The sequence below is a fragment of the Novosphingobium kunmingense genome, from assembly GCF_002813245.1.
GTDB classification, from domain to species: domain Bacteria; phylum Pseudomonadota; class Alphaproteobacteria; order Sphingomonadales; family Sphingomonadaceae; genus Novosphingobium; species Novosphingobium kunmingense.
The window spans coordinates 452919-467008 of record NZ_PHUF01000002.1 but is presented as its reverse complement, the minus strand read 5'-3'; the positions used below and the strand labels follow the sequence as shown (position 1 = coordinate 467008).

The 14090-nt window shown below is 65.6% G+C and carries 8 protein-coding genes; 2 read left to right on the top strand and 6 right to left on the bottom strand.

All coding sequences use genetic code 11. The features are described 5' to 3' along the window. Nucleotides 1-177 precede the first annotated feature (177 nt). On the top strand, nucleotides 178-2172 hold the full coding sequence (locus B0I00_RS02300; RefSeq protein WP_100865728.1) for a hypothetical protein: 1995 nt from the start codon (nucleotides 178-180) through the stop codon (nucleotides 2170-2172). A gap of 6 nt (nucleotides 2173-2178) precedes the next feature. On the opposite strand, the gene B0I00_RS02295 is transcribed toward B0I00_RS02300, so the two are convergent. The 3 genes from B0I00_RS02295 to B0I00_RS02285 are packed head-to-tail and all read right to left on the bottom strand — an operon-like array spanning nucleotide 2179 to nucleotide 7042. Further along, nucleotides 2179-4344 (bottom strand): NAD(P)-binding protein, encoded by a 2166-nt coding sequence (locus B0I00_RS02295; RefSeq protein ID WP_269800237.1) that lies wholly within the window; start codon nucleotides 4342-4344, stop codon nucleotides 2179-2181. 35 nt (nucleotides 4345-4379) lie between these two features. Next, nucleotides 4380-5357, bottom strand: a complete 978-nt coding sequence (locus B0I00_RS02290; RefSeq protein WP_100865726.1) for an acetoacetate decarboxylase family protein — start codon at nucleotides 5355-5357, stop codon at nucleotides 4380-4382. A gap of 11 nt (nucleotides 5358-5368) precedes the next feature. Next, a complete protein-coding gene (locus B0I00_RS02285; protein WP_100866447.1) occupies nucleotides 5369-7042 on the bottom strand; it encodes a hydroxysqualene dehydroxylase in 1674 nt (557 codons plus the stop codon). Between the two features lie 150 nt (nucleotides 7043-7192). Here B0I00_RS02285 and B0I00_RS02280 point away from each other — a divergent pair, with 150 nt between their 5' ends. Then, nucleotides 7193-10582 (top strand): TIR domain-containing protein, encoded by a 3390-nt coding sequence (locus B0I00_RS02280; protein ID WP_198519120.1) that lies wholly within the window; start codon nucleotides 7193-7195, stop codon nucleotides 10580-10582. On the opposite strand, the gene B0I00_RS02275 is transcribed toward B0I00_RS02280, so the two are convergent. The 3 genes from B0I00_RS02275 to B0I00_RS02265 are packed head-to-tail and all read right to left on the bottom strand — an operon-like array spanning nucleotide 10576 to nucleotide 14039. Then, nucleotides 10576-11733 (bottom strand): acyl-CoA dehydrogenase family protein, encoded by a 1158-nt coding sequence (locus B0I00_RS02275; protein WP_100865724.1) that lies wholly within the window; start codon nucleotides 11731-11733, stop codon nucleotides 10576-10578. The two genes, B0I00_RS02280 and B0I00_RS02275, sit on opposite strands and share 7 nt — an antisense overlap. 9 nt (nucleotides 11734-11742) lie before the next feature. Then, nucleotides 11743-12948 (bottom strand): acyl-CoA dehydrogenase family protein, encoded by a 1206-nt coding sequence (locus B0I00_RS02270; protein ID WP_100865723.1) that lies wholly within the window; start codon nucleotides 12946-12948, stop codon nucleotides 11743-11745. After that, nucleotides 12945-14039: an acyl-CoA dehydrogenase family protein gene (locus B0I00_RS02265; RefSeq protein WP_100865722.1), complete on the bottom strand. Its 1095-nt coding sequence runs from the start codon at nucleotides 14037-14039 to the stop codon at nucleotides 12945-12947. Before B0I00_RS02265 ends, B0I00_RS02270 begins: the two co-directional genes overlap by 4 nt. Nucleotides 14040-14090: the final 51 nt, after the last annotated feature.

Sequence of the window (14090 nt, the reverse complement as noted above, 5' to 3'; positions counted from 1 at the left end):
TGCCAGCAGCGCCGGTTTAGTAGGCGAATGGCTCGGCATGCAATCGCCAGCGCTCGCGCTGCTGCCACTTGCTGGTCCAAGCCGCAGCGACAGGGGCAAACGGAAACCGATGTTTCCGGTTATGGCGCGAATCTCAACGGTTGCGGGCGCCTGTGAACTCCTGCACACTCGGCCCGCATGCGTGATACCGACGTGACCGTACCGCCGCCGCCACGGGTGCGGCTTGCGCTGGGGGCGACAGGCCACCGTGCAGGCCACCGAAGCTTTGCGGCGAACGAACCGGCGATTGCCGCGACCATGCGCGAGATTCTCGACATCATCGAAGCGGCGGCGGTTTCGGCGCCCAGTCACGCGGCGGTCGGCCCATTCGCTCCGACGCGCCTCCATACGTTGCTGGCCGACGGGACCGACCGCATGGCGACCCGCTTCGGGCTGGAGCGCGGCTACGAGATCGTCGCCCCCCTGCCCTTCGGACGACGGCTCAATCGCGCGATCAATTCGCTGACCACCGATCCTGCCGAAGCCCGGCGACTGCTTGCCGGCGACGATGCCCTTGATCCGCTGACCCAGTCGCACGCCGCCGAGATCCGCGACCTGTCCGACAAGGCCCATGTCTTTTCGCTGGCCGATGCCGACGAGGAGATCGCCCGCTTGTTCCTCGCCAAGCTCGACAAGCCCGAAGACGCGACGCTGGCCTCGCTGTTTGCGGCGGAAACGTCTCGCAGGGTCGCGCTGGCCGGACGGATCCTGATCGAACAGTCGGACCTTGTCATCGGCGTATGGGATGGTGCCACGACTGCCCACGTCGGCGGCACCGGGCACACCATCGCTGTCGCGCTCGAACTGGGTTCGCCGGTCATCTGGATAGACCCGTCGCGTCCCGATCGGTGGCGCATCCTGCTGGCGCCAGAAGCGCTCACCACGGTAGCCATCGATCCCCCGACGGACGATCGCGTTGCCGTCCTCACCGGACTGGTCCATGCCGCGCTCGATCCCGGGTCCGATGAAGCCCAGCCCGGGTTTACCGCCCTGCTGCGCGAACGCTGGCATGGCACCAGCAATCCGCTCGCCCACGGCTACAGGCGGGTCGAAGCGCTGTTCGGCGGCGATACCATGCGTCAGCGGCTGCGGTCGCTGCGCCAGCGATACGAACGGCCGGAGCAGATCCAGACCGGCAGCGGCAGCGCCTTTCTGTGCGAAGCAGCAGCGCTGCCCGGCGCCGACACGGGCCTGGTCGAACGGATCGGCGCCGAGGTGATGCGGCGCGCGGCGTGGAGCGACGGGATCTCGGCGCACCTGTCCGACGCCTACCGCGGCGGCATGACCTTCAACTTCGTCCTGTCGAGCCTGTCGATCGTCGCGGGCATCATGTACCTTCCCTTCGTCGGCGTGGAAGACAAATGGATGTTCGCGCTGGCCGAACTCGTCCTGCTGAGCGGCATCCTCATCATCACCATCGTCGGACAGCGCCGGCGATACCACACGCGCTGGTTCGAAACGCGCCGCGTTGCCGAATATTTCCGCCACGCACCCTTGATGATGATCCTGGGCGTCTCGCGGCCGCCGGGGCGCTGGCCACACGGCGCCGACGCCAGCTGGCCCGAATTCTACGTGCGCCAGGTGCTGCGCGAGGTCGGCCTGCCGCGCATGGCGATGAGCGCACAATATGTCCGCGATGTCCTGCTCGGCCCCCTGGCGAGCCATGTCCGCGGCCAGCGCGACTACCATTTCGGCAAGGCCAAGCGCCTCGCGACTGTGCACCACCGGCTCGACGTGCTGTCCGAAGGGCTGTTCCAGCTCGCCGTCGGCGCGGTCACGCTCTACCTCGTGTTGCGCAGCTTTGAATCGGCCGGCGCGATTTCACCCTATGTCTTCGAGAAGTTGTCGAAAGTCTTCACTGTCCTTGGCGTCGCCTTCCCGACCTTTGGCGCGGGCGTCGCCGGGGTGCGCTATTTCGGTGATTTCGAACGGTTCGGCGAGATTTCGGAAGTCACAGCCGAAAAGCTCGATGGCATTTCCAAGCGCATCGACATCCTCGCCAGTGCGCCGCCCTCGGCGGTGGGCTATGGCGAGGTCACCGAACTGGCGCACGCGGCCGACGATATCGTCGTGGCCGAACTCGAAAGCTGGCAGGCGGTCTTCGGCGGCAAGCAGATCGCCGTGCCGGTCTGAGCAGGGTTACGGCAGCGGGTAATTTTCGCCAAAGATGATCTTGGGCGCGCCGCAGATCGCGCGCGATGCTTCCATGCCCGACATGACCGCCGCCTCGACGCAGCCGTAATTGAGGCCGGTACGCGTCCAGTCGCCGGCGAACACAAGGTTGATATAGCCCGTATCCCCCGAATGGAGCCTGTATTGCGTGGTCTTGCGGCAGGACAGGACATAGAGCTCCGACGGATCGACGTTGGCACGCCAGAACTGGTCGTCGAAATTGCCGCTGGCAGGGATCTGCTGCCAGTTGCGGCTGTAGAGCATGCTGAAATCGAGCGTAACGGGAAAGCTCGCCGGATAGCCGGGGAACATCGACCCCGGAAGCAGGAACTGCAGGTTGCTACGCATCCATTCCGCCGCGCGAACCCCGGCGGCGCTGCCCTGGTCCTGCGGATAGGACGTGTCGGATCGGGGCGGAAGCTCGGGCTTCAGCGCCAGGGGGCCGCAGAAATAGTAGATCGCCCCGGGAGGATCGTCGCTCGGCCAGTTCTCCCGCTCGAGCAGGTGCGACATGTCGGCCACGGTGTTGTGCGGCTGGGCAAAGCCGCCGTAGATCGGCTGCACGCCGGTCTTCTCGACTTCTTCGCCGTTGTGGGCGCGGCGCAGTGCCGCATCGTCGGGCCGGGTCCACATCTGGAAGGCCTGGGTACCGATCGCCTCGACCTGATCGACCATGGCCCTGATCGGCGGCTTCTGATCCATCAGCGCCTTGCCGAAGGTCGGGATCGGACCGATCGAAGTGCCGAGGATCACCGTGTCGAAGTGCTCGCCGCAGAGCAGCCGGTCGGTCCGCCGGTCGGGCCACTGGCACCAATGCGATTCCAGGCCGGGCTTGAGCTTGGCGATCTCGTCGCCCTGTTCGAGCTTGTCGAAGAAGGGTGCGCTGGGCCAGCAGCGCAGGCCTTTCACCTCGTAAAGCGGATCGTAGGCCTCACCCTTCTTGACCAGCGCCTGGCGGCCGATCACCAGCTGCTCGATACGGGTGCCGTCGGCTGAAGGCACTATTTCGCGCAAGGCGCTGAAAAACTGGAAGTCCACTCCGCGGGCCGCAAGAACGTCGTAAAACGGGCCGAAGATCGTGTCGCCCATGCCGGCCTGCATCTTGTAGGCAAAGGCCTCCTTGTAGGTCCCGCTAAGACGCAGCAACCCGCGCAGTCCCGTGCCGGCAGCCAGGTCGGGCAGCTGGTAAGAGCCGCGGCTGAAGGCAAAGATGCTTTCGTAGGCAACGCGCAGCGCATCGGAATCGAGCGCCGCCGACCCGGCGCCGTGGCTGCTCAGCCATTCGCGCAGGTCCATGCCGTCGAGCTGGTCGAACCCCTTGCGAGCCACATCGTCGACGACGATGCCCTTGAACATGTAGAAGCCGAGTTCGAGCAGCGATAGCGCGCGTCGAAGGATCGGGATCGCCTCGACGTCGCGTTCGATCATCGCGGCAAAGCGGGCGTGTACCGTCTCGGCAATCCGCGCAACGAAATGTTCGAGCGCGGCCACCGCGTCGTGCAGCAGCGCATGCGCGCCATCGTCTTGCGGGTTGGCGGCGACGCGCTGCACCGCCTCTCGCGCGGCGCGGAAGTCGATCGCCTCGACGCCGCGGACCAGCTCGACCCCCAGCTTTTCCAGCGCCCAGATCGCCCAGGCCTTGAGCCCGTGATGTTCGTGAAGGGCGTCGTGCATGTCTCCGGGCATGGTGGTCTGGACATGGATGTGCAGCAGTTCGAGCAGGCGATCGACCGCGTGCCAGAATGGCGGGACCTCTCCGTCCCCCGGGACTCCGGGCATCTGCGGGGGCGAGAGGTGCCATTCGGACCACTTCGCCTCGTAGAACTGCATCAGGATGAACAGGCTGTGCGGCTTGAACGCGTCCCGCCAGGTGGCCAGCGGCGCACCCGCATGCCGGTCGAGCGCGGCATAGACGCGCTGGATCAGGTTGAAGGCGTTCTCGTAGTAACCGAACCAGAAGTGCAGGCCGTGCTCTTCGATGCGGTCGTTGCGCGCCTGGTTTCGCCCGCTGGCCCCCTTGCCGCCGAGGCGCCAGCCAAGCTGGTAGACGGTGATCTCGTACCGCTGCTGCCAACCGGGCTGTTCGGTCAGCTCGAAAACGGCAGTCATTGCGCCCACACCGCCGCCAATCACGGCGATCTTCTTCCGGCGCTGTGGCGATGCCTCGGTCACTGCCCCGCTGTCCACAGTTCGCTGCCCTGCCCGATGGTGAAGTCCATATTGACCCAGAAGGGAAACTCCAGCCGCTGCGCACCGGGCGCGAGGCCGAGGTCGCGTGCGATGGGATGGCTGTCGAAATCGGCGATGGTGGCCTCGAAAGTGCCGGTCAGCAGCCCCCCGCCATTGAACCGGTCGACGAAAGAGCCGGCCGCGACGATGGCCTGGTAGCAGGCCCTGCTTCCGTCCGCGACGTCGCGGAACTGCTTGAGGAACACACCCGGCACCTCTTCCTCGCGTGCCAGGCGCGCCAGGTCGTGCGCAAAGTTGAGACCGGGCAGCGTCAGGTGCGCACCCGATCCGGTCAGGAGGTGGGCGATGGCTCCGACCGCGTCCTCGATGTCCTGCCAGACTGCCCCGGCGGCAGTGCCTGCTTCGGTCTGCGTCACCTCGATCACGGGACGAACCTGACCCTCGCTATCGGGGCCATAGCGCTCCATCACCAGGGTCGAGGCGGCAAAGCGCAGGCCGTGCTGGCCCTGCAAAGGAAGTTCGACGGGGCCGTAGCCTTTGGGAAAGCCATAGATCTCGCGCCCCGCAGCGACCGACCAGCTGTTGTCGACCGTGATATAGGCGGGATAGAAATAGAGGCTCTGGGCGACTTCAATTCCCAGTTCGCGTTTGACCGTGACAACCGGCACCCACAGCGTCCACGATCCTTCGGGGACCCAACCGAACCGGCTGTCGGGGGCGAGCGTCGAAGTGCAGCGGTTGGCCATGGCGAAACTCAACAGGACAAGGTCCGAGATGGCCCGGAACGTGATGCCCCCGTCGGTCGGCGTGTTGAGCACGGGGTCGACCAGCCGCTGCTGGATCGCCGCCTTGTCGCCGCGCAGGTAGAAACCGTACATCTGGGTGTTGGCGCACTGGAACGGCTGCAGGTGGACCGCCTCGCCGGGGCGGGTCACGTAAGATGGAAGATCGCTCATCGCAGGGCCTTTCACAGGATGTGCCCATCCCAGGGCAGGCCCTGGTCGAAGCGGCGCTGGTCATGCCAGCGAAATGGCGCCAGCAGCGCCGGTTCGTGAAGCGGCCACAGCTCGCAAGGATCGGCGGTCGAACCGAACAGCGCCAGAACGCCGTTGACCGCCCGGCGGGCGGCTTCGTTGGCCGCCTCCATGCAGGCGACATCGGTATAGGTCTGCACATAGTCCGACGCCAGCATCAGGTTGCGTGTCGGAAGTACGGCAGGGGGCCGCTGCGCCCAGCTGCCGATGAAATTGACGAACAGCGGCTCGGCATCGGTCAGGCTGACCTCGGCATCGGGATGGCTGGCAAGGTCGGGATCGAGGAAGTGGCTGTGGACGTTGGAGTCTTCCAGCAATACCTTGCCGCCGACGTTGATCGCGGCCTTGGCCTGGGCCCAGACTTCTTCGGCGATCTGCTGGCGGGTGCAATGCTTCGCCGGCTTGCCATAGAGCGGACCCGGCGCGTCCCAGTCCGAAATGCACAATGAAAGGATGCCGCCAACCGTGCCATCGCCGCAGGCCGGCAGGTGCTCGTCCGACCAGAACTGCGCCTCGGAGATGCCGGTCAGCGCCCACGGCGTGTCGGCGAACAGCAGGTGGCCGTGCGTGATCGGCACGTCGCGATACAGGAAGAACTGGATACCGTTCATCCAGCGCACGTTGCCGCACACCTCCATTACGCCGTTGAGAATGGCGTCGGCCTTGAGCGGCGCATCGGGGCGCGCTTCGCTTTGCTTGAGGACTTTTGCCATCCGTTCGACCGGCAGGGCGAAGACATAGGCATCGGCCACAACCGTCTGGTGGGTGACGCCCTCTATGACCTCCACCCCGGTGCAGGCGCCGTTCTCGATCCCGAACGACAGCGCGGCGGTATCGAGATGGAACTGGACGCCCAGCCCTTCCAGATGCCGGCGCCACGGCTCGATCCACACCTTGCTTGTCGGGCCGTTGAGCAGCCGGTCGGTGGGCCGCGCGGGTGAAACCATGCCGAGGATCAGCTGGATGTTGGTATCGCCGACGGTGCGCACGCTGGCGTACATGGGATCGTTGGCCAGCAAGGACCGCGACAAGCCGCTGACCAGCAGGTTCTGGTACGCTTTCGACCGTTGCCCGGCGCCAAGGAAATCCCACCACGTGATCTTCTCGTATTCGGCGAGGCGCCGGTCCTGACACGATGTAAGGACCTGCCAAAGCCGTTCGGCGAAGAACCGCGCCTCGCCAAGGTGCAGGCCCGAGTCGGCGAACAGGGCCTCGAAATCGATGCGAAGGTCGTCGAGTGAATGGGGAAACCTCGCCGAAATCACGATCGGTTCGGCACCGGTCCGAGCGATTTCCATCCGATCGGCCACGACGAGACAGTCTGACACCGTGGTTCCCTCGCTCGGGATGCGGGTCATGGTGTCGGGCAGGTGGCGGTAGAAGCCCGGAAAGAAGCGAAAGCCGTGTTCGCCCGGCAGTGGATCGCGTCCATCCCGGGCTGAGTGGGGTACCGCAATCGAGCGAGCCTTGCCGCCCAGTTGATGTGACCGCTTTTCATAGACATGGATGGAAAAATCGACGCCATGCCCGCTGCGTTCGGCCAATTCGTGCGCGGCGCTCAGTCCCGCAACGCCGCCGCCGAAGATCGCAATGGTCCTGGTCGCCACGCCCTGCCCCCCGCTCCGCCCCGGCCAGATCCCGCTGCATGGGTTTCCTGTCGGCGGTACTGTGCGACCCGATCCGCAAAATCCCGGAACAAAGGTTTGCGCAGATTGCGCGGCAATGCAAGTATCGGGCGAATAGGGAGATCGCGGGGCGTGCCGGAAGTCTTCATTTCCTACAACCGCCAGGACCAGGCGCACGCCCGCCTGTTTGCGGAAGGGTTGGCGTCCGAAGGCTTCGACGTCTGGTGGGACGCCACGCTGCGCACCGGCGACAACTGGGACGCGATCACCGAGCAATCGCTGAACGAGGCCGAGGCCGTGGTGGTGCTGTGGTCGCCGCGCTCGGTCAGTTCACGGTGGGTCCGCTCGGAAGCGGCGGTCGCCCTGCGCAACGGCACGCTCATCCCCCTGATGATCGAGGACTGTCTGCGCCCGGTCATGTTCGAACTGACGCAAAGCGCCAATCTGATCGGCTGGCGGGGTGACCGCCGCGACCGTGTCTGGCGCGATCTGGTGGAAGACATTCGCCGTCACCTGACGCAGCGGCGCGGCACGCCGGCTTCTGCGGCTCCGGTAGCGATAGCGCCCCTGCGCAGTGCGTCGGAACGTCGACAGGTGACCGTCCTTAACGCGGCACTCGCCCTCGAGGGGGATGTCTATGACCTCGATCCCGAGGATTGGGACAAGGCAGTGCGCGACCTTCAAGCCAAGGCGTCGTCATTGGCCGCGCCCTATGAACCGCACGTCATTTCCGGCAGCAGTGGGGCCACGCTGCTGTTCGGGCTCGATCAGCAGAACGAGCGCGACGCGCTGCACGCGGTGCAGACCGCCCTGGCATTGATCGAACAGTCCGGTGAGGTCGACTTGCCGCAGGGCCTGTCTGCCAGGGTCCGCTGCGGGCTCGACAGCGGGCCGGTGATTGCAAGTGCCGGTGCGTCGGCCCCGGCGGGCCTGGCGCTCGACAGCGCGGCGCAACTGCAGATGCTGGCAGCGCCCGGATCGGTCGTGATCGGAAGCGCCGTGGCCAAGGTGGCGGGCGGCTATCTCCGGCTCGAACAGATCAGCCCCCGCGCTTTTCGAGTGGCGGGCGAGGCCGAAACCCACACCCGCTTCGAACTCTCGCGCGCGCGGGGTCTTACACGCTTCGTCGGACGCGGCGAGGAATTCGAACTGCTGATGCAGGGCCTCGAAATGTCGGCCGGGGGCACCGGGCAGGTCATCGGCATCATGGCCGAAGCGGGTACCGGCAAGAGCCGCCTGTGTTTCGAATTCGCTGAACTTTGTCGCAGCCACGCCATTCCCGTCTACACCGGCAGTGCCGATCAGTCGGGCCAGCAGGCCCCGCTGCTGGCGATCATGGACCTGGCGCGCAGTTTCTTCGGCATCGTCGCCAAGGATGAGCCGGCCAACGCCCGCGCCAAGATCGAACGACGCCTGGTGGCGATCGATACCGGCCTCACGCAATCGGCCGCGCTGATCAGCGACCTCATCGGCTATCCGGTCCCGAACGCGCCGCCTGTCAGCCTCGACCCCGAGGCACGGCAACGCCAGCTCGTCGGCATGCTGCGCCACCTTATCCGGCTCGACAGCCTGGACCGCCCGACGGTGATCATCGTCGAGGACCTGCACTGGATCGACGAAGCCAGCGCCAGCGTGCTCGAGCAACTGGTCGAGGCGCGTGACGGCGTCCAGAACCTGATGCTGCTGAATTACCGGCCAGAGTTCCGGGTCGACTGGATGCAGAACAGCAATTGCCGGCAGGTGTCCCTCGCCCCGCTTGGCGATGCGGAAATCGGCGGGCTGCTCGACGATCTTCTGGGCGACGATCCCAGCCTCGGTGTTCTCGCCGCGCCCATCGCCGACTTGTCGAAGGGCAACCCCTATTTCGTCGAAGAGATCGTCCACACCCTTGTCGAAACCGGCAAGATCGAAGGTGAGCGCGGCAAGCACCGTCTTTCCGCAAGCTATACCGGGCTTGAGGTTCCACCGACGGTCAAGGCTGTCATCGCCGCCCGCATCGACCGGCTGCCACCGGCGGTGCGGCGTGTGCTGCAGATCGCAGCGACGATCGGCATGGCCTTTCCCGAGCCGCTGGTCGCTGAAGTGGCTGCACTTACCGGTGCCGAAATGGCCGATGTGCTGGGCCAGCTTCGCCGCAACGCCTTCATTGTCGAACAGGCAGCCTTTCCCGCCGCAATCTATGCCTTCAAGCATCCGCTGACCCGTGAAATGGCGCACGAAAGCCTGGTTAAGGACGATCGTCGCGACATGCACGCCCGTGTTGCCCAAGCGCTGGAGCGGCAGGAGCCGCACCTGATCGAGGAAAACGCCGCCACCCTTGCCATGCACTGGGAGGAGGCCGGCGAAGCGATGAACGCCGCGCGCCGCCATCGAGATGCCGCGCTGCGCGTGGTGCGCACCGACTTCCAGGCTTCGCTACGCCACTGGGAGAAGGTGCGCGAGCTTTCTCGCGGCAGGCTCGAGACGCCCGAAGACTTCGCCATGGCGTTCGATGCCTACATCAACCTGCTCAATTTCAACTACCGCGCCGGCAAGCCCGACATTGCCAAGGCCGATGCGGTGCTGGCCGAAGGCGATGCCTTGGCAGCCGCAATCGGCCAGGACCAGATGCGGCTGGTGCTGGCACTGTGCCACTCGCGCAATCTCTGCGCGGCGGGCGATGCCACCGGCTATGCGGCGCTGGCCGAACGCAACCTTGAGGCGGCATTCCGTCCGGGAATGGAAGATTTGCGCGCGTTGGCCATGGTGCTGTTCCTCGATTCCCTGAGCCACACCGGACAGGACGAACGCGGCCTTGCCGAATGCAGGCGGGCACTTGAATTGTGGCCTGATCCCCTGCCCCGCGAATACTGGCAAAGTGGAATCGATCCCCACGCCTTCTTCCTCTTCATGAGCGGGATATTCCTGAGCTGGGCGGGAATGCTCGAGGAATCGATGACGAAATTCCAGTCCGCCATCGACCTTGCGGAACAGGAAGGCACGCCCGAACTGACCGGGTGGGCACTGTACGGCATGACCCAGTGTGCCGAATGGCGCGGCGACGGGGCGGCGGCGCGCGACTATGCCCGGCGGCTGCGTGAAATCGCCGAAACGCTGGGGTCGCAGCTTCTGGTACTCTATGACAGTTTCTCGCACGCAATTGCGCACCGGATGGCCGGCGACGGAGAGGCCGCTGTCCGCGCAGCACAGCAGGCCGTTGCCATGACCCAGCGGACCGAAATGCAGTGGACCGGCGCGGCTCAGGCGCAGCTTGCCTGGTGCCTAGTGGTGGCGCGGCGGCTCGACGAGGCCGAAGCCCTGGCCCGGCAGGCTATTGCGAGCTGCTCGGTCTCGGGCACCAACCAGTTCAAGGCCGGAGCTCATGCCGCACTCGCTGTCATTCTCGACGAGCGTCACGGCGCTCCGGCCCGTGAACGGGTTGCGGCCGAACTGGACGCGGTGGACGCGCTGATGGACGGCGGATCTGCGATGATCCTGCGTCAATACATGCCGGGCTGGCGAGCGCGGCTGATCGATCAGTAGCTGCGCGGCAGGCCCAGCACGTGCTCGGCCAGATAGGACAGGATCAGGTTCGTGCTGATTGGCGCCACGGTATAGAGCCGCGCCTCGCGGAACTTCCTTTCCACGTCGTATTCCTCGGCAAAGCCGAAGCCGCCGTGGGTCTGGACGCACATGTCGGCCGCGGCCCAGCTGGCCTCGCTGGCCAAGAGCTTGGCCATGTTGGCCTCTTCGCCCGGGTTGCCGCCCTGGTCGTAAACCTGTGCGGCATGGTGGACCATCAGTTCGGCCGCGCACATCTGGGCATAGCAGCGCGCGATCGGGAACTGCACGCCCTGGTTCTGGCCGATCGGCCGCGCGAAAACCGACCGGTCCTTGGCATAATCGGTCGCCTTCCGGATGAACCACTTGGCATCGCCGACGCACTCGGCCGCGATCAAAATGCGCTCCGCGTTCATGCCCGACAGGATGTAGCGAAAGCCCTTGCCTTCCTCGCCGATCAGGCTGGAAGCGGGAATGCGCATGTCGTCGAAGAACACCTCGGTGGTCGAGTGGTTCATCATCGTGCGGATCGGCTTGATCGTCAGCCCGCTCCCAACGACCTCTCGCATGTCGACCAGGAAGATCGACAGGCCCTCGGTCTTGGACTTCACCTGATCGCGCGGCGTGGTCCGCGCCAGAAGCAGCATGAGGTCGGAATATTCCGCGCGGCTGGTCCAGATCTTCTGGCCGTTCACCACGTAATGATCGCCGTCACGCACCGCCACGGTGCGCAAGGACAGCGTGTCGGTCCCGCTGGTCGGCTCGGACACGCCGAAGGCCTGCAGGCGCAGCGATCCGTCGGCAATGCCCGGAAGGTAGGCCGCCTTCTGCTCCTCGCTGCCATACCGCAGCAGCGTGTTCATGATGTACATCTGCGCGTGCGCGCTCGCCCCGTTGCAGCCGGCGGCCTGGATTTCCTCCATGATGACCGCCGCTGCATCGAGCTTCAGGCCCGATCCGCCGTATGCTTCCGGAATCAGCGCGGCGAGAAAGCCGGCGCGGGTCAGCGCATCGACGAACTCACCCGGATAGGCTCGCTCGCGGTCCTTCTCGCGCCAGTAATCGCCTGGAAACTCCGCGCAGAGCGCCTGCACTGCGCGGCGGATTTCCGCAATATCTTCGCTTTCGGTCATCCGGTCGGCTCAGGCCGGGATCTGATTGAAAGGAACACCCTTGTCCGGACGGTGATCCTGCGGCAGGCCGAGGATCTTCTCGGCGATAGTGTTGAGCAACACTTCGTCCGAACCGCCGGCGATGCGTCCGGTCGGCGCGTTGAGCCAGCTCGCCCCCCAGTCGGTCTTGACGTAGGCGTGGGGATCGAAGGCGAAGCTCTCGTTGCCCTTGAGGTCCATCGCCATTTCCGACAGCTTCTGCCGGCTCCGCACCGCGACCAGCTTTTGCAGGCTGCCTTCGGGTCCCGGCTGCATGCCCGCCTGCATCATCAGGAAGGCGCGCTTGGTGATCGAATCGAGCCCGGCGCGCATGGCGTGGTTGCGGGCGATCGCCGACCGCACCCGGCCGTCCTCGATCGCCGGCTTGCCGTTGATCTCGGTTCCTTGGGCCAGCTTGACGAACTCGTCGAGGTGCGGGCCGAATCCGGCGCTGTCGGTTGCGATGTAGCGTTCGATCATCAACGTGTGGAGCGCGACGCCAAAGCCCCCGCCAACCGGACCGAGGCGCTGTTCGTCCTCAAGCCGGACGTCATCGAAGAACACCTCGTTCACATGGCTGTCGCCGCCGGCCAGCTTGATCGGCCGCACGTCGACGCCCGGTGCCTTCATGTCGAGCCAGAAGTAGGTCAGCCCCTTGTGCTTCTCGACGGTCGGATCGCTGCGCGTGACGATCACGCCGTAGTCGCAATATTGCGCCCAGCTGGTCCAGATCTTCTGGCCGTTCATCCGCCAGCCGTTGCCGTCCGGTTCGACCCGCGTACGAAGCGCGGCAAGGTCCGAGCCGCCCGACGGTTCGGAGAAAAGCTGACACCAGATCTCCTCGCCGCGCAGCGCCTTGAGGACCCGTTCCTTCACGAAGGCCTTGTCCTGGCAATAGGCCATCAGGATCGGCACCGGCATGCCCAGCGAAATGCCGAAGAACTGCACCGGCATGCCGTACTGCATTTCTTCGGCGTCGTAGGCGATCTTGTGCATGTTCGAGAGACCCTGCCCGCCGACATCGGGCGACCAGTTGATGCCGCCGAAGCCAGCGTCATAGCGCGCGGCCATGTATTCACGGCCCAGCGCCAGGTCCTGCTCCATCGTATTGCCCTCGCGCGCGGCGCGGCCGTACTTCGGCGCCATCGTCTCGAGGAAGGCACGCGCCTTCTGGCGGAAGTCTTCGATCTCGATCATGCCGCTTCTCCGGTCAGTTGGTTCACAAGGACGTCTTCCCAGAACAGGAGGTTGCCCTGTTCCGCCGCCAGGCTGCGCGCGCGGCGCATGTGAAGGTGGAGGCCGAGCTCCCACGTAACCCCGATCCCACCGTGAATCTGCATGCAGTCGCGGGCGTTGGTGTCATAGGCCTCGGTTGCCGAAATCCGCGCATCGGCGGCGGCGATCAGGAAATTGGACTGCCCTTCGCTGGCAGCCGCATGGATGCAATTGGCCCGGGCGATCTCCACCAGGCCGTACATTTCGGAAATCCGGTGCTTGATCGACTGGAAGGCGCCGATGAGCTGGCCGAAGGCCTTGCGCGTCACGGCATAGTCGCGCGCGATGGTCAGCAGTGCCTCGGCGCCGCCAACCTGTTCGTGCGCGGTGACGACCGCCATGCGCGCCAGCGCGTCGAGCGCCAGGGCCTGCGCCGCAGCGCCTTCCGCCACCAGCGTCGCCGGCGTTCCCGAAAAGGCCAGATCGGCATGGAGGCGCGTGTTGTCGTAGCTGCTGAGCGGGTTGCGCGCGGCCCCGGCCAATTCCGCCACGGCCAGCACCGGACCGTTCGGACCCTTTGCCCAAACCAGCGCAACGTCGGCCTTGGCGCCGCCGACCACGGCGGGCTTGGTGCCGGTGAGCTTGCCGTCGACGTAGGTAACCGACGGGCTTGCCGGCAGGATCGCGTTGCCTTCGGCAAAAGCGATCGCGGCCGTGACCTCGCCAGCGGCAAGGCGCGGCAGCCAGGCGGACTTTAGGTCATCCGATCCGCCCTGGAGCAGAGCCGAGGACAGGCCATAACCCGCGGTCAGGAATGGCGCGCCCGAGGTGGCGGCACCGGCAGCCTGAGCAACCAGGCCCAGTTCAACCAGACCAAGCCCAAGGCCGCCGAACTCTTCGGGGATTGCCAGCGCGGTCCATCCCTGTTCCACCGCAGTGTCCCAGAACGGTTGGTCGTGGCTGCCCGTTTCCTCGAGCAGCTTGAGCAGGCGGGCCTTGTCCATCCGCGCGTCGAGGACGCGGCGGGATTCGGTGGCTATGGCCTGCTGGCCTTCGTCGTACAATATCGACATGGGTGATTCTCTCCCGGTTATGCCGTAGGTTTAACCGACCGGTTAAGATTG

Bases quoted from the DNA above. Each gene is read 5' to 3' on its own strand.
- B0I00_RS02300 (WP_100865728.1), top strand. From the start codon at position 178: ATGCGTGATACCGACGTGACCGTACCGCCGCCGCCACGGGTGCGGCTT.
- B0I00_RS02275 (WP_100865724.1), bottom strand. From the start codon at position 11,733: ATGACCGAAAGCGAAGATATTGCGGAAATCCGCCGCGCAGTGCAGGCG.
- B0I00_RS02265 (WP_100865722.1), bottom strand. From the start codon at position 14,039: ATGTCGATATTGTACGACGAAGGCCAGCAGGCCATAGCCACCGAATCC.
- B0I00_RS02270 (WP_100865723.1), bottom strand. From the start codon at position 12,948: ATGATCGAGATCGAAGACTTCCGCCAGAAGGCGCGTGCCTTCCTCGAG.
- B0I00_RS02290 (WP_100865726.1), bottom strand. From the start codon at position 5,357: ATGAGCGATCTTCCATCTTACGTGACCCGCCCCGGCGAGGCGGTCCAC.